The following is a 20480-nucleotide window of genomic DNA, read 5'->3' as shown; positions in this document are numbered from 1 at the left end:
ACCGTCAACAGTCAACAGATCCATCGTCAGAAAGATTTATACATGTTTAGCAATCTATCTCAATAGTGGCTTTTTTTCTAACGATTTTTGTAATCAAATTAATATTGAGCTAAGTAATACAGGTAATTTTATGACCTCTGCTGAAATATCCCCAGTACAGCCTTCATCAGAATTCCAGATTCAAGGAATTACACAAACAAGCGTACTGCGTTATTTTGAAACATTAAATGCAGGAGAATTCGATAGAACTGCCGCCTTATTTGCCGAGGACGGCGTGATGCATCCACCACTTGAGTCTGATATTGTTGGATGTAATGCGATCGCAGCTTACTTAAAGCAAGAAGCCCAAAACATTAAAGCTTACCCCAATACAGGAATAAGCGATACTTTGGAAAACGGTACGATCCAAGTCCAAGTGACAGGTAAAGCCCAAACTTCTTGGTGCGGGGTAAATGTCTTGTGGATATTTATCCTCAACCAACAACAGCAAATTTTATATACTAGAATCAAACTTTTAGCTTCACCTCAAGAGTTACTATCTTTACGACGCCAAAAGTAACTTACAGCAAATTTAAAGTTGAGTGTTGTACACCATCGAGATCTGGTAGCTAGGGACACAGCTAATTCTGAATTCTCAGGTATGACCTACTCATTTGACTAATTCGGGTAAAGTCGCTTCTAACTTGAGACAATTAGCGCCATTAATCTGCAACGAGTAGTCTACTTTATCCATGAGACGATTCATAATCAGCCAACCATAACCACCTTCTTGTTTTTCAACGGGGTCGGGAGCATAGTATGTAGACATATCAAAGCCTTCGCCATAGTCCCAAACTTCTAGGGCCAGATCTCGGTCTTTGAGTTCCAAACGCAGTAATATGGGCAAATTTGGTTTGTCCCGATGGGCGTGACGTACTGCGTTTGAGTAGGCTTCCACTAAAGCTAATCTCAAACGACTCGATTGGCGCGACCAATCTACCGAGTCTCCTAGCTGGATTTTCAAACATCCCAGCAACCAGTTCTCGACAATATTGAGAAAATTCAAATCACTTGGTACGTGAAGCTCACTTTTCATTACTTACAAAATCTCCAGCGAGAGTATAGTTTGATCGTCTTCTTGAACGTGGTTATCTGCCTGGATGCGAGCTACTAGATGGTTAAGAGAAAGCGGTTTTTCCTCTTTTTGTAGGAGTTGCCAAAGCCCGTCTTGATTCAGCATAGAACGTTCAACTGGCTCAACGCCAGACACGTTTTTTACTGATGCAAATGAATTATTGGATACCATAGCTTCTGTAATACCATCACTAGTTAGTAACAGTGTGTCTCCAGGGGCGATAACCAAGCTACAAGACTGTCCTTGCCATTTAGGCAATATTCCCAAAGGAACGCTGCGAACTTTGAGGTAATTGGGACTGTCGGGTGAGGCCGCTTTGTGTGACCATAAAATTGGATAGATATGACCGGCATTAGTGTAAACGAGTTCTCCAGTGTTAGGGGTATAGCAGGCTAACACAAGAGTGATGAAATAATTATTGCTAATCAAGTCTTCACTCAGAGCGTGGTTAAGGTTCTGCATGACGACATTTGGTGCGGCTGGAGCTTCTTGAGATAATTCCCGGCGCAAGACAGAAATAACACTAGCCATAAATAAAGCAGCTGGAACGCCCTTGCCAGAAACGTCACCCACAGCCAACCACAAATCACCTTTGGGATGGACAAACACTTCAAAAAAGTCCCCTCCAACTTCCCGTGCAGGGTAGCAGCAGGCTTGTACCTTCGCACCTTTGATATCAGGTAAACTTTGGCGGAGCAGATTGTATTGAATTTGGCGAGCCACCTCTAACTCATTGTGAATCTGCTGTTGTTTTTCCTGTAGGCGTTGGTAGAGTTTTGCTTGAGAGAGAGCTAAGGCTGCTTGTTCGGCAACACCAGCAATCAGTTGGATCTCTTCCTCTTCCCAAGGGCGATCGCGTCCCCATTGGTGGAGAGCCAACACAGCCACCAAGTGTTGCTGGTAGCTAAGTGGCACAACCAGATGATGGCAGGGGTTACCGTCGTATATTTCTTGAGCAAGTTCGTGATGACGAGTTTGCAGAACTTTTTCAATTAAAGCAGCAGTGTCGAAGGCACAATCCAATACATCTGATTGAGGATCGTAGTATGAGAATACCTCTGGTGTGAGGCGATCGCTTTCTGTTGGCCTGAGCAAACAACTAGTAGCTTCAAAGGTTTGTCCAATGGTTGCTACAGTCTTTTGCAGCATACTGTCGTAGTCTAAAGACTCCCGGATTGCTGTTGTCACCGCATTAAACAACGATTCTCGCCGCAGCGCTCGACGCAACTCTTGGGTGCGCTTCTTCACTAGACGGTATGTATCTGTGGCTTGTTCGACTAACGCCCTGAGTCGCTCTGGATTCCAGGGTTTGGTGATGTACTTGAACACCTGACCGGAGTTAATCGCATCTACCAAATCTTCCACATCAGTAAAACCAGTTAACAAAATCCGAATTGTGTCCGGATACCGTTCGACTGTGCGACTAAAAAATTCGCTGCCACTCATTTCTGGCATTCTTTGGTCAGAAATAATCACAGCCATCTCGCCCACTTTCTCCAAGATTTCCAAAGCACCCATCGCGTGATTTGCTTTGTAAACTTGAAAATCTCGTCTAAAAGTGCGGTAGAGTAAATCTAAGTTGTCCGGCTCATCGTCTACCACCATGAGCTTAAGCTTGTCCACTCCTGTCTCAGCCATATTTGACTTTAATTTTTCAACTATGTTTAGTGGCGAGATAGTACGATCTTTATCCCACCTGATAACCAACGAAAATTTAGAACTAATCATTCTCAACAGCTATCAGTTATCAGTGTTTGAAACCTTGATAACTGTTCACTGCTAGTTGAATTTAACTTTTATCCCACTAACCCAGAACGCAAGGCGCGGACTGCTGCCTGGGTACGGTCATCGGCACATAGCTTATTCAAAATATTGCGGACGTGAGTTTTAACAGTTCCGACAGTGATATAAAGCCTTTCCGCAATTACCGCATTGCTACAACCTTCGACAATCAACTGTAACACTTCCAACTCCCTTTCTGTCAGGGTGTAGGGTTCAATTCCTTCCAGATTTTCCGCAAAATCAGGATTAGGGGCAACGGCTTTGGTATCTACAAAAGCCGATTCCGACTTTTGGGGATTTTGTTGCGCTTGTTGTAATACAATTCGAGCGATCGCCGGATCGATCCACGCGTTGCCATTGTAAGTTACTCGCACTGCTTCCAGCAAATTATCAAATTTGATATCCTTCATACAGTAAGAGTCTGCCCCAGCAGCAAAAGCCGCCAATACCGCTTCTCGATTATCGCGAAGTGTCAAAATTAACACCTTTGTGCTTAACTCTTCGCTATTAGTAGTAGATTTTACCTCCCGTGTCAACTCAATGCCATCCTTATCTGGTAAACCAATATCTACTATGGCAATATCTGGTTGTAGCACTTTTAACATTTTTAATCCCTCAGCGGCAGTACCAGCTTCCCCTACAACTTCAATTTCATCCTTTTGTAGTAGTGCTGTCCGAATACCTACGCGAGTCAGATCGTGATCTTCAATCAGAGCAATACGAATTTTACTCATAGCCAACTTCAGCCCGTTACACTACCTTAACTGTAAAGTCGAGTTTACTAAAAAGTCTTAAGAGGTGCAGATTCAAGGCATCTTCGTATAGAGGTGTTACACTTGAGCAACTCAAATCCTACGTTGAAAAGGAACATGGAAAATAATCGTGACAATCAAGGGCACTTGATGTCCCCTTAATTGTCCCGCAATTCCCGATCGCAGCCAACGCTTTCTATTGTTGCAGAGCTATTGCTGTGTGAGATAGGAGGCGATCGTACTGTAGGGTATAGATAGTGGCTTTTATGCCTTACCATTATCCTCGTGACAGAAATCAGACTGGCTCGTGTTAAATTCTTTTTTGATAAAAATATTTGATAAACTTAACATTCAAAGAAATGTGGTGTAAAATCAATCAAAAATAGGCACTATGTCTAAATCGCCTAAAGCATTTTCAGTATTGGGAATGCCAGTTCATGTGATGACGAACTATCCAGGCTGGTTGTTAGAATGCTTGCAACAGGGCAGAGGAACTCATGTAGTAACGCTCAATGCAGAAATGACTATCCAAGCAGAGCGGAACACCCTCCTAGCTCAGGCCATTCAAAATGCTGAACTAGTGATTCCAGATGGAGCTGGGGTTGTTCTGTATTTACGCTGGTTGTTATGGCAAAAAGTACAGCGTTGTCCAGGAATTGAATTATCAGAAAAGCTTTTGCAAGAACTTGGACAACACAAGACAGGAGCAAAAGTCTTTTTTTATGGTGCTGCACCTGGAGTGGCCGCAAAAGCAGCAGAGTTTTGGCAGCAGGAAATTCCAGATTTGAATGTAGTAGGTACTCACTCAGGCTACCACTCCCCAGAAGAAGAAGCACAATTGCGACAAACTCTTGCCCAATTGCAGCCACAAGTAATTTTTGTAGGTCTAGGAGTGCCACGTCAAGAATTATGGATTGCTGAAAATCGCCATTTATGTCCGCAAGCAATTTGGATTGGTGTCGGTGGCAGTTTTGATATTTGGTCGGGAATTAAAACTCGCGCTCCCGCTTGGTTAGGAAATAACAATTTGGAATGGCTATATCGACTCTATAAAGAACCTTGGCGTTGGCGGCGGATGCTAGCTTTGCCAGAGTTTGCGATGAAAGCTTTTGTCTATCGCTGGACTGCTAGCAGTGCAATTATCGCAGGTAATAGGCAATAGGCAATAGGTAATAGGTAATAGGCAATAGGTAATAGGTAATAGGCAAAGAAAGTGTTTTGGGGCTGGGGTCTTACGATGGGTTTATGTCTTAAACTATGCTTCAACTGCTATAAGTGCTGAATTTTGGGTGTTTTTACCTACTTAATACTGGAGTCTTTAACAAATTTTAAATTTCTCTGTTGGATTTGAAATTCCCAGGCAAAACCTGGGAATTCTGATTTTGGGGGGAATGTCGAATCTACGTTGGCAGAGTGTTTGGTTGTGGGTATGAGGAGAATTTAACAATGGCAGTATTAACAACTGAAGTTAAAACAGAGAAATCCGTTGATAAACAGAACAGCGAAACTCAACAGCACGTTAGCAATAGTGTTGCCAAGGTGCAATTGCAATCTGTAACCAAAACCTATGCTAATGGTTCTCATGCTTTGCTGAATGTGAACCTTCAGGTCAAAAAGGGAGAATTTCTGTTTATTACCGGGCCGAGTGGTTCTGGTAAATCAACACTTTTGAAACTGTTGTATGGTCAGGAGTTACCTACACAGGGTGAAGTAATTGTCGATGAATGTAATGTAGCGGCTTTAAGGGGCGATCGCTTGTCATTATTGCGGCGACGTATTGGCATTGTGTTTCAGGACTACAAACTAATTAACCAGCGGACAGTAGCAGAAAATGTAACTTTTGTACTCCAAGCTCAAGGGTATACCCGTAAAGAAATTCAACGCCGCTTAGAACCAACCCTGAAGTTAGTAGGTTTGCTGAGTAAAGCTGACTGCTTTCCAGATCAACTGTCTGGAGGAGAACAACAGCGGGTGAGTATTGCTAGGGCGATCGTCAGTACACCGCCACTGCTACTGGCTGATGAACCAACAGGAAATCTCGATCCAGATAATTCCTGGCAAGTTATACAAATTCTCCAAAAGTTAAATTCCTTTGGAGCTACGGTGATTGTTACCACCCACGATGAACAATTGGTGCGGCGGTGCAATCATCCGGTAGTCCAAGTTCGCAATGGAAAATTGTCTCGAAAATGATAATTGGGCATAGGAAGAGGACAAGGGTAAAGGTTAAAGGGAAAAGAGAGATCTTTCCTTTGCCCAATGACAAATGACAAATAACAAATGCCCAATGACTAATAAACGCGCTGTTTAAGTTTTGCTGATATTGGTATGAAAGTTTTCGCTGTTTTGGGTGGTAGTACTTGTGAGCGATCGCACTCTTGCAAAATCTTAAAAGCTGCCTCTCGAACTACAACTTCCTTTTCACGGCTCAGTAGGAGTTGCAAGCATTCGACTACATCTTGCTGCGCTGAAGAATCAACTCGCTTACGGGCGATAGATTTAGTTATTTGGCGCAGGGCAATTAACCGCTTTAATGGATCTTTTTCGGTTAAATTGACTAACAACTGCTCTAGGCGGTCTTCTTCTCGATTTCGATAAAAGTTGACAAGTTGCCATACTAATAAAATTAATGTTAACAGGGTTCCTACGCCTTGGGCGATCGCACCAGCCGCAATCCACCGACTATGAGAGTCAACCCAAATTGCAGCCGCCATGTAAGTGCTGACAGTAGCAATACCACCACTGAGAACTGCTAAGACTAACCGACGGTTTGGACTGTTTAAAAACTCGCGTATTTTAGACCAGCGCAATTGCCAGTCCCACTCTTGCATTGAGTAAACTAATACCATTACTCCAACACCGATTAACAAAGCTAATAGGAGTTTCCAGTTCCACAACAGCATAGCAACGGCGATCGCCAGGAACCCAAGAAAGCCTCCAGGCCCAGAGTAGCGTTTAAAAGTTTGTTTTGAGCTTCCTCCTATCTTGAACTTTGGAAGCGACCAGTAGGGGATCTGCTCGATCAATTGCTGCCAAGAAGACGAAGCCTGTGCCACGGTGTTTACCTACTTGAATGCGAGATTACCTATTGTAAAAGTTTTAATTAGAGACAAACAAATCAAGGAGTTTCCCTAATTGGTAAAAATACTAGGAGATTATAAATCACACTCTAATTTCTACCCTTGGGGAGATCCATGAACAATATACTCTAAAACAATACCCGGACTCGGATGAGTAAGCTTTATTTTCCTACTGAGTTTTTAACGTTTCTAGTCTAGAGACAAAAACGAAAGTCATCAAGGACGAATTGACCGTCAAAAGCACAGAAGGTAACAGTGTAAATGTTATTCGCAGTTATGGATAATAACGTATTGGAGGAAATTGCTGAATCAGAATTGGCCAGATTGGCGCTTGGTAGTACGGTTTGTCCGAGGAGTTGCCGATCGCGATCGTAAGCCGAAAGCACTAGCCGCTGCGAACTAGTAACAAAGGCACTAACCGAGTTGACAGGATGCAAGAAACTAGCTTCTAAAAATCCGCTTTTGGGCGCTCCCATCAACACTGTCAGCCCTGAATAGCTAGGAAATGCTGGATTTGATGGCTGTATTGCTAGAGAATTCTGAAAAATTACTCCCCAGCGTTCGTACTGGCGCTCTACTACTTCAAAACACTTTAAGTCTTCAAAGTCTAAAAAAATACAAGTAGGTATGCTGAGTTCAGTAAGGTCAATAGGTGGCTCGACGCGATCGCGTCGGCATGAAGCTGTAATTTGGTTTTGTATATCAAAATTGTCAAGCGCAAATTTAGGGTCTTCAATCCTTGGTACTTTATTTGATTGAAGAGTAGCCTGCTTTACCATGACATTCCGCCTTACCATTACCTAGAGAATAATCAGATCGGTAATATATCAAAAGCTATTCTTTTTAGATCCAGAACTAAAACTAATAGCTGATTAAAACGATCGTTTTGGCTATTTTTGAAGCTCAAAATTATTTATGAGTTTTTTTATAGAGTATCATAAACAACTCATCTGTATTTATATCTATAGTGATACTTGCTACTACGCAAAATAGTGAAAACATAGTAATTACAAGGTTAATTTATTTTTGAATATGAAAAAATAAACACCAAATCTTTACAACTGCTTCAGTAGTTTTACATCTACTTAATCTGACGCTGGCCAGAAGTCCTAAAGTGATTGGTTCGCCGATAATAAATCTGTGGGAGATCCGGGGACGCAAAGAAGGAAGAGGACGTGGGGAGTAGGAGACGCAGGACGCAAACAATTACCTCTGTGTATTTCCGAAGTTACCATTAGTTAAAGCCGTGTTCGGATTTCTCTTGACGTCCCCTTATCTCCCTGTCTCTGGTGTTATCCATGTTAATGAATCATTAAAGTGAAGAAAAATATTTATGTTTCAGCCAATAGGATTTGAACAACGCTCCGTAATTACCACATTAGGTAAGATGGTGTATTATACTAATGTTGGGTCGCCCTGGCACAATGATGCGACTGTCAAAGACGACCGGGAAACTTTGGTTTTTTTACATGGCTTTGGTGGTGGATCTTCTGCTTATGAGTGGTCGAAAGTTTATCCGGCTTTTGCTGCTGAATATCGGATTATTGCACCAGATTTAATCGGTTGGGGTAGATCTGAGCATCCCGCACGTAGTTATAAAATTGACGATTATTTGACAACAATTAGCGAGTTTTTGCAGCAGACTTGTACTGGCCCGGTAACAACGATCGCCTCATCTTTGACCGCAGCCTTTACAATTAGAGTGGCGATCGCTCATCCCGATTTATTTAAGTCTTTAATTCTCACTACTCCCGCCGGACTTTCCGATTTTGGCGAAGACTATTCCCGCAGCTTTTTTGCTCAGTTAATCAGTGTTCCTATTATTGACCGCGTGCTGTACAGTACTGGAGTTGCTACGAGTGGGGGTATTCGCAGCTTTTTAGAGCAACGACAATTTGCTCAGCCTAACCGAGTTTACCAAGAAATTGTAGATGCTTATCTCGAATCAGCCCAACAGCCGAATGCTGAGTATGCAGCACTGTCTTTTGTACGTGGGGATTTGTGTTTTGATTTATCCCTTTATATACAACAATTGACCGCTCCCACCGCCATTATTTGGGGACAAAAATCGCAATTTACAGGCCCTGGAATTGGCCGTCGCCTCGCCGAAATGAATCCCCAAGCAATCCGGTTTTTTCAACAATTGGAAGATGTAGGCTTAACACCGCAGTTAGAATTGCCAGCAGTCACAATTGGGTTAATTCGCAAGTTTTTGCCTTTGCTTAATTAATGTCAGAATTCAGAATTCAGGAGTCAGAATCAAGCGTGTGACTTGAAAATGAAACTTTTTACAACTTATTAAATTTTTAACTGATTAAGTTTGGTATCAAACCCTTCTGAATTCTGAATTCTGAATTCTGACTCCTGAATTCTATTTGTCTTTGATTCTGACATCAATGACAGTAGCATTGAAATTGTAGTTAAAACCTTCCAACTCAAATGGCATTCCAATTTTAACTTTACTGTTACCAAGAACAGGGCCGCTTTGAGTCACTTGTGCTTTGCCATCTAAAGTTAAGAGAAAATCTGCACTAAAATTATTGCTTTTTGGATCTGGCAGTTCTTTAACAGTCCCATCAGGTTGGAAAACATTGACTGTTCTTGGTAGCTGTTGAATTGATTTAATCTCAATTTGCCCATAAGGTTGGTTGCGGATAATCACATTAGTTTTACCGCCTTTTTTTAATCCGTTATTGAATAATTGTTCTGGGTCGCGTACATTCAAACCACGAACTACTAAATCGACCTCAATGGGTACTGTTTTGGCACCAACTTGGGCAACAGAACCAGAAGTGCCAGGAAAGATAAAGATGCCAAATATAACTAGCAAAATTACCAACGCAGCACCTAAATCTAGGAGATTAATTTTGCCAAACAAACGACCTTTTGAATCTAAAATAGCCATAAAAAGTTTTCCAAGGTAATAGCGAAGTAATTGATTGTAGCAAGAATCTTTTCGACAGGAAGGGTAATTGTATCTATTTGGTAATAACTCAAATAGGCTGGTGGACAGTTTATCACGAGTTTGTAAGTTTAGATCTGCTGTATCTAACCCTAAAATTTTACAGATTGGAACTGATGTACCCAAAAGATAATATCTAATGTTAAGCCTATCTCTAGAGGGAATCGTTAGCCTTCTAAACTTCGGTATATTTGCGTAAGTATTAGCTGTATAACGATCCGTTTGGTTTTGAACTAATAATGCAACTTAGAATACTCTAAATCCGTCTCATAATTTGTCTTATCATTTTACGTTCTCTCGAAATTATCTTCAGTGCAGATTATGTTGAATTGGAAAGGTTTTGTTGTAAATTACCGCATGTGGCGGCGTCGCTGGTTTTATCCACTAATTTCGCTGGTAGTCGCTTTGAGTCTGTGTCTGGGTACAGCCTTGCCTGGAAGAAGTTTAGAATTCTTGCCTCTAATATTGCAGGGTGTCCAAGTACTTCAGCTATCTAATATATCCGATCGCCAGGAAACTGATATTGGCAAGCAGATCAATCAGGAAATAATAGGGAGTCAAGTCCGGCTTTACAAGAATGCTGGAGTTAATAGCTATGTAGAACAAATTGGTCGGCGGCTAGCGGCTAATAGCGATCGCCCCAATCTTAGCTATACTTTCCAAGTAGTTGAAGATAACGCCATTAATGCCTTTGCGACGTTGGGAGGCTATGTATATGTCCACACGGGTTTGCTCAAAGCCGCAGATAATGAAGCAGAACTAGCAAGCGTTATCGCCCATGAAATTGGTCATATTGGTGGAAGACACTTAGTTAAACAGATGCGCCAAAAAGCGGTTGCTAGTGGTTTAGCAAGTGCAACTGGTTTAGACCGCAATACAGCTGTCAATATTGGTGTAGAACTTGCCCTAAATCGTCCCCGCAGCCGTCAAGATGAATATGATGCCGACAAAAGAGGATTAAAAACTTTGACACGGGCTGGTTATGCTCAGTCTGCTATGGTTTCTTTTATGCAAAAGCTTTTGAAACAGGGTGGTTCTGTCCCTACATTTTTGAGTACGCACCCCGGAACCAGCGATCGCATTGCTAACCTCAAACGTGCAATTGAGTCCCAACCTAGTAATAAAACTTACGGATTGGATAGTGCTAGTTATAGAGCCAATATTCGACCTTTGGCGTAATGTTAAGGGCATTGGGCATAGGGCAGAAGAGGCGGAGGGGCAGAGGGGCACAGGAGAAAGAACTTGTACAAAAACTCTCCTCTGCTCCCCTGCTCCCCCGCTCCCCTGCTCCCATCATCCCTAATCCCGGCGATGAACTCTGATTTTAGCTGGGTCAATTGCGATCGCTGCATCTTTTAAGGGCAGGGCACGCAGATAATTTCTAAAAATGTTAACTTGATATACTACATTATTTGTAATATCTAGCCCAGTCAACCATCCGCTCCGAGGATGATAAGCGCCAGTATCTATGCCTAGCCATCCCTGTCCTTGTGCCAGTTGACCGGGAGAAACCCCTGGTAGAGTAAAGGTAATGGTGTGACCGATGATAATTTGCTTATCAGGGAAGTAAGGCTTGGGAATGCTGTGAAATTCTTCTCGTATCCAGCACAACTGCTCGGCTGTTTGTTCGATTGCTGGCTTAGAAGGGTCAACACCAGCATGAGTTAACCAAATATCCCCCAAGTCAATATATGTAGGTAAAGACTTAAACCAGTCTAAATGGTCATCTGGAATTGTAGCCTCGTGGTAACTGGCTACAGTAGCTTGCCCCCCACTGTATAACCATGCTTGCATCCTGGGGGAAGAAGCCCTTTCATCAGTGAGAATGCTTAATAACATTTGCTCGTGATTTCCCAGCAAACACGCGTAGTTATTTCGCTTGACAAAATTAACTACTTGTGCACTATGAGGTCCGCGATCGATTAAGTCTCCCAGAAAATAAACTTCATCGTCTGATGTGGGGGCGATCGCCTCCAACAATATCATCAAACCTTCATAGTGACCATGTACATCCCCAATTACAATTCGTCTGGGGTTAGTTTCGCTCATTGTCTCTTGGCTACAATAATTTTGAATGTTCGCTCATACTTCTGCTACAGTTTAAGCTGTCTTGTTTCCGCAATGACAGGTAAAAACACTGGATTACCTTTATTTTAATTTAAAGTTTAATTTTAATTTAATTATTATCGCAGTCAGGAATAGGTTTAACTGGCGATCGGAATATAGTATAGTCTATGATTTTTGTGACAATTTAAAAATTAGTAAATTTAATCTAGGTTGTTAGCCTAGAATCTAAGGTGTTGCTGTATACCTAAATTTTTATCTCACAATGTCTAACAATTTTTCTGCTGAAATTAGTTCGCGTATCTGCAACCACATGAATGAAGATCATAGCGATGCAGTGGTTCTTTATGCTAAGACTTTTGGCGGTATTACAGATGCGATCGCAGCCAAAATGCTGTCAATTGATGCACAGGGCATGGATTTAACAGCACAAGTGAATGGGGAAAATGTGCCAGTCCGTATTAAGTTCGATCGTGTTTTAGCAGATTCGGAAGATGCTCATCAAACTTTGATTGCAATGGTAAAGCAGGCACGGTTGAAATCAAAGTAGAAAATAGCTTGGAGGGAACCCTTGTCTCTAATAATCGGTTAATTTCTCTGATTTTAATGATAGCGATCGCATATAGCACCGCAACTTTTAAAGGGCAAAGAATTAAGAGGATAGCCGTACAAAAATATGTAGGTAAAATTAAAGATAACGGATGCGTCTACAGAAGACATCGTAGTTTTTATATCGGCTTATATAGCAAATCTTGGGTTCATTTTATGGAGTCGTCATAGAAGAATATCACAAAGTTAATCAAACTAAATCGAATTGATTGAAAAAATTTAAGTATCTGTAGTAGGGTGTCAAAACTAAAATGTTACAATAAATTTTATTGTGGGATGAGTGTACTCACCCGTCCGGGGCGAGCTTTCCGGCCCACCCCACAAGAGCTAAATTTTATGCACTATTTTAGCCTTGCCATGCCACAACGTATATTTCAAAAATCAAATATGAGTCCTATAGAGATAAATCAAGAAACAGAAAAGGAAAAAATTCTATGTTCTCATTGCCAGCGTACCGCTACCAACGGTATTAAATGTAAGGGTATTTGTGTGGCTGATAGTGACTATTAGAAAACTGCAACAAATAAAAACCGCTTGAAGCTTGTGTAACTTAAATGGGCGACAGATTGCGTTAAAGTGGGAAAATAACGTAAGTTAGCTCTGCTGAAACTACATTTGTCTTAATAATGGTTTCCACTTTTCCCAACCCTTCTTCTGTTGACTTATCTCGAATTAGACTTTCAATTCGCTCATTGCAACCACAATTGATAGAGTGGCGGCGGCGATTACATCAACAACCAGAGTTGGGTTTTCAGGAAAAACTGACTGCTGAATTCGTCTCACAAAAATTGCAAGAATGGGGAATTGAGCATCAAACTGGTATTGCCCAAACTGGTATTGTCGCCACAATCAAAGGTAACAAACTCCCCACTGAGAAAGTTTTGGCAATTCGAGCCGATATGGATGCTTTGCCAATTCAAGAACTTAACGAAGTGCCCTACAAATCGCAGCATGATGGAGTAATGCACGCTTGTGGACATGATGGACATACTGCGATCGCTTTAGGTACAGCTTACTATCTGCAACAACATCGTCAAGATTTCTCTGGTACCGTAAAAATTATCTTTCAGCCAGCAGAAGAATCACCAGGAGGCGCAAAGCCGATGATTGAAGCTGGGGTGCTGAAAAATCCTGATGTTGACGCAATTATCGGTTTGCACTTATGGAATAATTTGCCCTTAGGGACGGTGGGCGTTCGTGCTGGGGCTTTGATGGCGGCTGTGGAGTGCTTTAACTGTACAATTTTGGGCAAAGGTGGACATGGCGCACTACCTCATCAAACAGTGGATTCCGTTGTCGTTGCTGCTCAAATTGTCAATGCTTTACAAACTATTGTTGCTCGGAATGTGAATCCTATTGATTCGGCTGTCGTGACGGTGGGCGAACTTCATGCTGGAACCAAGCGGAATGTAATTGCTGACACAGCGAAAATGAGTGCTACTGTCAGGTATTTTAATCCGAGTTTTAAAGGCTTTTTCCATCAGCGCGTCGAGCAGATTATTGCCGGAATTTGTCAGAGTCAGGGTGCGAAGTATGACTTAGATTATTGGTCGCTTTATCCACCAGTAATTAATGATGTAAAAATGGCTCAATTGGTGCGGTCTGTAGCAGAAGAAGTTGTAGAAACTCCTGTGGGAATTGTACCAGAATGCCAAACTATGGCTGCTGAAGATATGTCGTTTTTCTTAGAAGAAGTGCCTGGTTGCTATTTCTTTTTGGGTTCTGCGAATCCTGAGAAAGATTTAGCTTATCCACATCATCACCCAAGGTTTGATTTTGATGAAACGGCGTTGGGAATGGGTGTGGAGATATTTGTCAGATGCGTGGAGAAGTTTTTTAGATAAAAGGGAACCGCGAACTGGGACTGTGTATAGGTACTAGGTTGGGTTGTAGCTTGCTTCCTCGTAGTGGTACGGAGTAAAATCCAACATTTGCCTTGGTCTTTAGAGGTTTAACGTGAATTCGACGGTTTATATGGTGTCCGTCTAATTAGCCAAATAAAAAACCTCTCCCTGGTTTTACTACGTAAAACCGTCCCTCTCCGATTCGGAGAGGGACAGACTTGAACGCTAGTTCAAGGCAGGGAGAGGTTCGTCGAATTCACGTAATACCAATTTGAAAAAAGAACGCGACAGATATACACGCCCAAACCTTTGTGATATCTAGTCTTCTTAATTTTGAATTTTGAATACTTCGACTGCCCTCAATACAAGTTTTGAATTTTGAATTGGTATAAGTTTATTGCCTATTGCTTGTTATGCGATCGCTTAAACTTTGCTGCCTTCCAACGAAACTGGAATCCGAATAATAAACTCTGCACCTTGATTTGGTTCTGACTGGCAATATAACAAGCCGCCGTGCTTTTCGGTAATAATTTGGTAGCTAATCGACAAGCCCATACCAGTACCTTTGCCCACAGGTTTTGTGGTGAAGAAAGGATCGAACAAGCGCCGTCGAACAGATTCCGGCATACCCAGACCGTTATCTGCAATGCGGATTTCCACTTGATGAGCGTCAACTTGTTCGGTATGAATACTAATGCTTGGGCTAGTCATTTTTTCTGGATTCTTGAATAATGACTCCTCTAAAGCATCGATCGCATTACTCAGCACATTCATAAACACTTGATTTAATTCGCCTGCATAGCATTCGACTTCAGGCAGGTTGCCATAATCTTTGGTAATTTCAATAGCTGGATACTCTGACTTCGTTTTCAAGCGATGTTGCAAAATCATCAAGGTACTATCGATACCGTCATGAATATTTACAGCTTTTCTCTCAGCTTCGTCCATACGCGAGAAGGTTCGCAGAGAAGCAACAATTTTGCGAATCCGGTCTGCCCCTACCCGCATAGAGGATAATAGCTTGGGCAAGTCTTCTAGCAAAAATTCTAAATCGATTGCTTGGGCTTCTTCTTGAATTTCTGGGTTGGGCAACGGGTAATGTTTTTGGTAGAGTTCGAGTAGTCTTAGCACATCTTGGGTATATTCGTTGGCATGGTTGAGGTTGCCAAAGATAAAATTGACCGGGTTGTTGATTTCATGAGCAATACCAGCGACCAGTTGTCCTAAGCTGGACATTTTCTCAGTTTGCACGAGTTGAGCCTGGGTTTTTTGTAGTTTGTCGAGATATTGCTCTAATTCGAGGGCTTTTTCTCGCTCTCGCGTTTCGGAGGCTTGCAAAGCTGCGTTTTTAGCTTCGAGTTCTTGTGAGTAAGCTTGCAAATTGGTATAGAGACGAGCGTTATCAATGGCGATGGAAATTTGTGCCGTCAATAAACTCAGCACCTTTACTCTTTCTGGGATAAAAGCACCAGTAATTAAATTATTTTCTAGGTAAAGAATACTAGTAAACTTACCAGAATGAATTAGCGGCAAACATAAAATTGACTTCGATTGATGAGTGGCAATATAAGCATCAGCAGCAAAGCGTGGGTCTTTTATAGCATCATCTAAAATTAGGTTTTCTTTGGTTCTCTCGACATAGTTGAATAAGGCAATTGGCAGTAAAGGTGAATTTGCTGAAAACTGCGAATTAACAACAACATTAACATCTTTTTCTTTAACGATTCCTGCCGCTTCTAACATCCATTGATTCTCGTGCTTGGTAATCAAGAAACCTTGGACGGCGCCAGCATTTTCGATGACATTTTTCATCAAATTTTCCAGCAGGTGATTTAGCATTATTTCTTCTGAAAGCACTTGTGAAGCTTTCATTACTGCCATCAAGTCAAGAAGATGAGAGCCTCCGGTAGTAGAACTGGTTTGACTAAGTTCTAGGTGCTTGTTTGTTAGTTTTTCTGTGTTTGAACCTCGCACGATTAATTGCGGGTATTTTGATTCTAAATCTTTGACTTTAGCAACAGCTCCCCAATGACCATAAGCGTAGTAGGCATTGGTCATATAGGTTTGGGCAATGCTTTGTTTACCCCATGACAGATAAAATTTAGCTGCAAGTTCGTGGGCTAATGCTTCTTCGTTGATGTATTCGTTTTCTTTAGCAAGTGCGATCGCTTTATCATACATTTCGATCGCTTCTAATTTTTCACCTAAAACCCGATGCCGTTCTGCCTCTACCAAATAGAATTTATGCAGATAATTCATTGGGGCATGATGCGCCAATTTTTGCATTTTTTCTTGATTAGCTTGGACGCGATCGAGAATGGCATTTTGCTCTAAATTTTGGCTATCGGGATACACTGCTAACCGTGCTAAAGAATCGTAAAAATGGAAAATAGGAATAACGGGCATTCCTATTAGTCCGTTCAAATACTTCTCTACAATGAGACTATTCTCAATCGCTTCTGAATAATTTTCAAACCAGTAACTAAGTAAAAATTTATTCCAATATATGTATCCAACTCCCGCTGTATCCTTAGCTTGCTCGTACAATGGCAACTTTATTTGCTCGTCGCAAGCTTCACCCTTGAGAACGCAGGGATTTTCACTTCTTCCAAGCAGATTTAAGATAGTCTGCCGATAAATTTCTATATAATTAAGTGCTGTTTCTTGTTTAATTTTATAAGTAGCATTTCTGTTGATTGCTATCTCTTTTTCAAGTCCAGCCAGTTCTTTGCCGCTAAAGTAAGAAAAAGAGGAGTATTGTTGTAGACAATAGCCTGCATATTCTAAATCTCCTGTCTCCATTCCGCTAGAATAAGCTGACATAAAAGACTCTAAGATTTCTTTCAAATGCTCTTTGCAAGGTCGGATAAATAGATTTACTATGAAGATTGTCTTAGCTTTAATTTCTTGAGCATTTAACTTTGACACCAAACTTAAAGCTAACTGACCGAACTGATAACCCGAATCAATTTCTCCCACAATGCCACAAAGAAGAAAACCATAATTGGCATAAGCAAACGGAGATAGAGAAGCATTACCATATTGGACGGATAATTGTACTTGTTTGCACACCGTCAAGGGCAACAGTGCGGGAGCAGCAATGTAGGCAGGAGAAAAGATACTTGACAAAAGTCTTATGGCTGCTAGTTTATAGGGGTCGGACATGTGAGGCAAATCGACTAAATCCTCAATTCGCCTTGCACTCAAAATTGCCGCAGTTTCCCCTAGTGCCTGCCCAATGTCTGATACATTCGGCTCTTGGGGAAACTCCACCCCCAACAGCTTTAAAACTTGTAGCCCTGTGTTAACCGCTTCTAGGAGCCTGTTTTGCCCCATGTAAGCTTGGATCTGGACTTCATACACTTTAATTTTGTCCAACAGCGTTTTGGCGTGGTTTTGGACTATCTCAACGAATCTCTGCATTTCTTCAAAATCACCGCTTAAAAATGCTGCTTCTGCTGCTTCTTCATAGATGGTTAATGTTAGTTGATAGTGATTTTGCCAAGTATCAGATGCTAACAGTCCTAAAGCAACTTGCAAATATTTAATAGCAGAATCGTGGGCTGTGGATGCTTTTGCTCTTTGACCTGCTATCAAATTCAGTTCTGCTAGCTCGTATTTTTGTGCTTCAGGTATCAGTAATTCAGTACCGTAATTAAGTTGATTGACCAGCGCAAAAATATTATCTTTGCGAGCTTCTGGTGTGGTATTTTTTAGCAGCAATTGACCAATTTTTAGGTGAGTTTCTTTTTTCTCGTCATGAGGAATCAAAGAATATGCCGCTTGCTGCACTCGGTCATGTAAGAACTTGTAGTCAACCTTGACATCCGTTAAATTAATTTTGCCTGATTCCTCTTGAGCAAATACTAGGGGAATTTTGTAATCTTGAGTTAACGGTAAAATTAACCCAGCTTGTAAAGCAGACCACAATTGCGCCGCAGTTATTAAAGGTGATGCTTCGTTAACGATCGCCAATACATCTAAGTTAAATGTACTGCCAATACAAGCAGCCAATTTCAGTACTTTTTGCGTTTCTAGCGACAGTTTGCGAATGTTTCTTGCTGTCAGTTCAACAACATTCAGGTCGGTAATACCGAACGCTTGAATATTTTGGATATTCCACAGCCACATTCCTGTATTGAATTCATAAGTTAAAAAGTCTTCTTGATGTAGAGTTAAGAGGAGTTGCGTTAAAAAGAAAGGGTTACCGCAGGTTTTGTGAAATAATAATTCTGCTAGCGGCTTAATGCCTTCTGTGCCATTTAATGTATCGCCAACTAACGCTTCTACATCTTTTAATTGCAACGGTGACAGAACAATATTATTCACCACTGCATTTGTTTTTTGAATTTTATCTAAACTCATCATCAGTGGATGAGTTGGCGAAACTTCGTTATCGCGGTATGCTCCAATTAATAATAAATATTGACGCTCGCTATCTGTCATCAATTGGTCAATTAAGTTCAATGATGCCGAATCTGCCCACTGTAAGTCATCAAGAAACACAACCAAGGGATGGTCTTGGGTGGTAAATGCTCCAATAAATTGCCCAAAAACGCGATTAAAACGATTTTGAGATTCAGTTGCACCCAGTTGTGTTACAGGTGGCTGAGTCCCAATAATTAGTTCGACTTCGGGAATCACATCGATAATTACTTGCCCGTTTTCTCCCAATTTGCTTAACAGTTTCTCTTTCCATATCTGGATTTGGGTTTCGCTTTCGGTGAGTAATTGCCCAATTAAACATTGGAAAGCTTGAATCAAGGATGCATAGGGAATATTGCGTTTGAATTGGTCAAACTTGCCAGCAATAAAATAACCCCTCGCCCCCACAATTGGTTTATGAACTTCGCTGACAACGCTAGTTTTACCAATCCCGGAATAACCAGAAACCAGCATTATTTCGCTGCTACCAAGAGCCACACGCTCAAATGCAGCCATTAATGTTGCTACTTCTGCTTGGCGTCCGTACAGCTTTTGGGGAATTAAAAAATGCCCAGATTTGTCTCGCGTTCCCGGTACAAAGTTTTCAATTTTGCCAGTGGTTTGCAGTAGAAACAGACATACTTCTAAATCTGCTTTTAGACCTGCGGCGCTTTGATATCGTTCCTCTGCTGTTTTCGCCAACAGCTTTAAAATAATTACACTAATGGCCTCTGGCACCTCTTCTAAGACGCGGCACATAGTTTCTTTACAGGGTGCTGCTGGCATTTTGGCAATGTGACAGTGTACCAACTCCATTGGGTCGTTAGTATGAAACGGCAAAGTACCCGTCAACATTTCATACAATGTCACGCCCAAGGAGTAAAAGTCAGTGCGGTAGTCAATGCCTCTGTTCATTCTACCTGTTTGCTCAGGCGACATATAGGCAAGCGTACCTTCGAGCAAATTGGGATTGCTCAAGCTGGGATTTTCTTTATCGAGCCGCGAGGAAATGCTAAAGTCAATTAGTTTAACTTCGCCATCAGGGTTGATGATAATATTGTGCGGCTTAATATCTTTGTGAATAATCTGTTGGGCGTGTAACTCTGCTAAGGTGTTTGCTAAATTAATCGCTATCTTGAGGAAAGTAATTAAGGTAATTGTTTGAGTCGCGATCGCTTCTTTGAGCAACGAACCTGGAATATCTTCCAAAACTAAAGCTAGGCCATGCTGATAAGTCTTTAACTCATAAGGTTTAACAATTCCAGGTATTTGCAGCGGTTCAATGATTTGATATTCGTGGCGCAGTCGCGCAATGTCTTCTAGAAGTGGATGTTCGTCAACAAGAGTTTTGACAATGACTGAGGTATTATCTGCTTCTCTGCGCCCGCGATAAATAATAGTTTTACCGCCAGTGTGAAGGGTTTCCAGGAATTGATAACCAGATAAAGTAGCTGTCGTCATTGTTTTCTCTTGCAAAATAAGCATTCTTAAGATGCCCATCCAGCTTGAAATATGTAATATTTATGACAAAATTACATATATTTTCACAATACGTTGTAATATCAGGATTACTTAAAACAGAATTCAGAACTGATAAGTAGAAACACTGAATTAAAGTGAAGAAGGCAGCTATGCTGAGGGCAGATAGCGCAGCGTTAGCGAGTCCGCGAGCGTCGGGCAGAAGGACTACAATGCAGTGTAGGCTTCAGACCTACACTGATTGCAAGACACCAAATTGAAAATTTTGGTGTGGGGCTTAAACCCTTACTCCCAACTCTTGGAGACGCGCAAGGGACGGTCGTGGCAGAGGGTAGGAATCAGAATTACATAAAAGCCTTCTGCCTCCTG

At 41.5% G+C, this 20480-nt stretch carries 15 protein-coding genes; 7 read left to right on the top strand and 8 right to left on the bottom strand.

The window, feature by feature from the left end; genetic code table 11:
• Positions 1 to 130 precede the first annotated feature (130 nt).
• Complete coding sequence (locus tag NSTC745_RS32560) at positions 131 to 559, top strand: nuclear transport factor 2 family protein (RefSeq protein WP_445634717.1); 429 nt, start codon at positions 131 to 133, stop codon at positions 557 to 559.
• Between the two features lie 90 nt (positions 560 to 649).
• Here the strand turns inward: NSTC745_RS32560 and NSTC745_RS32555 are convergent, their stop codons facing one another.
• The 3 genes from NSTC745_RS32555 to NSTC745_RS32545 form a co-directional block, all read right to left on the bottom strand.
• Complete coding sequence (locus NSTC745_RS32555) at positions 650 to 1075, bottom strand: ATP-binding protein (RefSeq protein WP_445634716.1); 426 nt, start codon at positions 1073 to 1075, stop codon at positions 650 to 652.
• A 3-nt stretch (positions 1076 to 1078) separates the two neighbouring features.
• Complete coding sequence (locus tag NSTC745_RS32550) at positions 1079 to 2752, bottom strand: SpoIIE family protein phosphatase (protein WP_445634715.1); 1674 nt, start codon at positions 2750 to 2752, stop codon at positions 1079 to 1081.
• Positions 2753 to 2910: 158 nt separating this feature from the next.
• Positions 2911 to 3630 carry a response regulator gene (locus tag NSTC745_RS32545; RefSeq protein WP_445634714.1) on the bottom strand — a complete coding sequence of 240 codons (720 nt, stop codon included), beginning with the start codon at positions 3628 to 3630 and terminating at the stop codon, positions 2911 to 2913.
• A gap of 409 nt (positions 3631 to 4039) precedes the next feature.
• On the opposite strand from NSTC745_RS32545, the gene NSTC745_RS32540 reads away from it, so the two are divergent.
• The gene (locus NSTC745_RS32540; RefSeq protein WP_445634713.1) at positions 4040 to 4810 is read left to right on the top strand and encodes a WecB/TagA/CpsF family glycosyltransferase; all 771 of its coding nucleotides are present in this window, start codon (positions 4040 to 4042) and stop codon (positions 4808 to 4810) included.
• Between the two features lie 284 nt (positions 4811 to 5094).
• Positions 5095 to 5841, top strand: a complete 747-nt coding sequence (gene ftsE / locus NSTC745_RS32535) for a cell division ATP-binding protein FtsE (RefSeq protein WP_445634712.1) — start codon at positions 5095 to 5097, stop codon at positions 5839 to 5841.
• Between the two features lie 98 nt (positions 5842 to 5939).
• On the opposite strand, the gene NSTC745_RS32530 is transcribed toward ftsE, so the two are convergent.
• Together NSTC745_RS32530 and NSTC745_RS32525 are read right to left on the bottom strand one after the other, a co-directional pair.
• Entirely contained in the window at positions 5940 to 6704 is a 765-nt protein-coding gene (locus tag NSTC745_RS32530; protein ID WP_445634711.1) for an armadillo-type fold-containing protein, read from the bottom strand.
• 218 nt (positions 6705 to 6922) lie between these two features.
• Complete coding sequence (locus NSTC745_RS32525; protein ID WP_445634710.1) at positions 6923 to 7507, bottom strand: hypothetical protein; 585 nt, start codon at positions 7505 to 7507, stop codon at positions 6923 to 6925.
• 554 nt (positions 7508 to 8061) lie between these two features.
• Between NSTC745_RS32525 and NSTC745_RS32520 the strand changes: the two genes are divergently transcribed.
• A complete protein-coding gene (locus tag NSTC745_RS32520; RefSeq protein ID WP_445634709.1) occupies positions 8062 to 8958 on the top strand; it encodes an alpha/beta fold hydrolase in 897 nt (298 codons plus the stop codon).
• 141 nt (positions 8959 to 9099) lie between these two features.
• On the opposite strand, the gene NSTC745_RS32515 is transcribed toward NSTC745_RS32520, so the two are convergent.
• Positions 9100 to 9633 carry a DUF4330 domain-containing protein gene (locus NSTC745_RS32515; RefSeq protein ID WP_096537904.1) on the bottom strand — a complete coding sequence of 178 codons (534 nt, stop codon included), beginning with the start codon at positions 9631 to 9633 and terminating at the stop codon, positions 9100 to 9102.
• A 378-nt stretch (positions 9634 to 10011) separates the two neighbouring features.
• Here NSTC745_RS32515 and NSTC745_RS32510 point away from each other — a divergent pair, with 378 nt between their 5' ends.
• The gene (locus NSTC745_RS32510) at positions 10012 to 10869 is read left to right on the top strand and encodes a M48 family metallopeptidase (RefSeq protein WP_445634708.1); all 858 of its coding nucleotides are present in this window, start codon (positions 10012 to 10014) and stop codon (positions 10867 to 10869) included.
• Positions 10870 to 10989: 120 nt separating this feature from the next.
• Here NSTC745_RS32510 and NSTC745_RS32505 read toward each other — a convergent pair whose 3' ends face one another.
• Positions 10990 to 11739, bottom strand: coding sequence for a metallophosphoesterase family protein (locus tag NSTC745_RS32505; protein ID WP_445634707.1), 750 nt, complete (start codon positions 11737 to 11739; stop codon positions 10990 to 10992).
• A gap of 280 nt (positions 11740 to 12019) precedes the next feature.
• Between NSTC745_RS32505 and NSTC745_RS32500 the strand changes: the two genes are divergently transcribed.
• Both NSTC745_RS32500 and NSTC745_RS32495 read left to right on the top strand, forming a co-directional pair.
• Positions 12020 to 12304, top strand: coding sequence for a DUF2470 domain-containing protein (locus tag NSTC745_RS32500; RefSeq protein ID WP_445634706.1), 285 nt, complete (start codon positions 12020 to 12022; stop codon positions 12302 to 12304).
• Between the two features lie 685 nt (positions 12305 to 12989).
• Positions 12990 to 14207: a M20 family metallopeptidase gene (locus NSTC745_RS32495; RefSeq protein WP_445634705.1), complete on the top strand. Its 1218-nt coding sequence runs from the start codon at positions 12990 to 12992 to the stop codon at positions 14205 to 14207.
• A 423-nt stretch (positions 14208 to 14630) separates the two neighbouring features.
• Here NSTC745_RS32495 and NSTC745_RS32490 read toward each other — a convergent pair whose 3' ends face one another.
• On the bottom strand, positions 14631 to 20093 hold the full coding sequence (locus tag NSTC745_RS32490; RefSeq protein ID WP_445634704.1) for a trifunctional serine/threonine-protein kinase/ATP-binding protein/sensor histidine kinase: 5463 nt from the start codon (positions 20091 to 20093) through the stop codon (positions 14631 to 14633).
• Positions 20094 to 20480: the final 387 nt, after the last annotated feature.

The sequence above is a fragment of the Nostoc sp. DSM 114161 genome (assembly GCF_052692665.1).
This window is presented reverse-complemented; position numbering and strand designations above follow the sequence as displayed.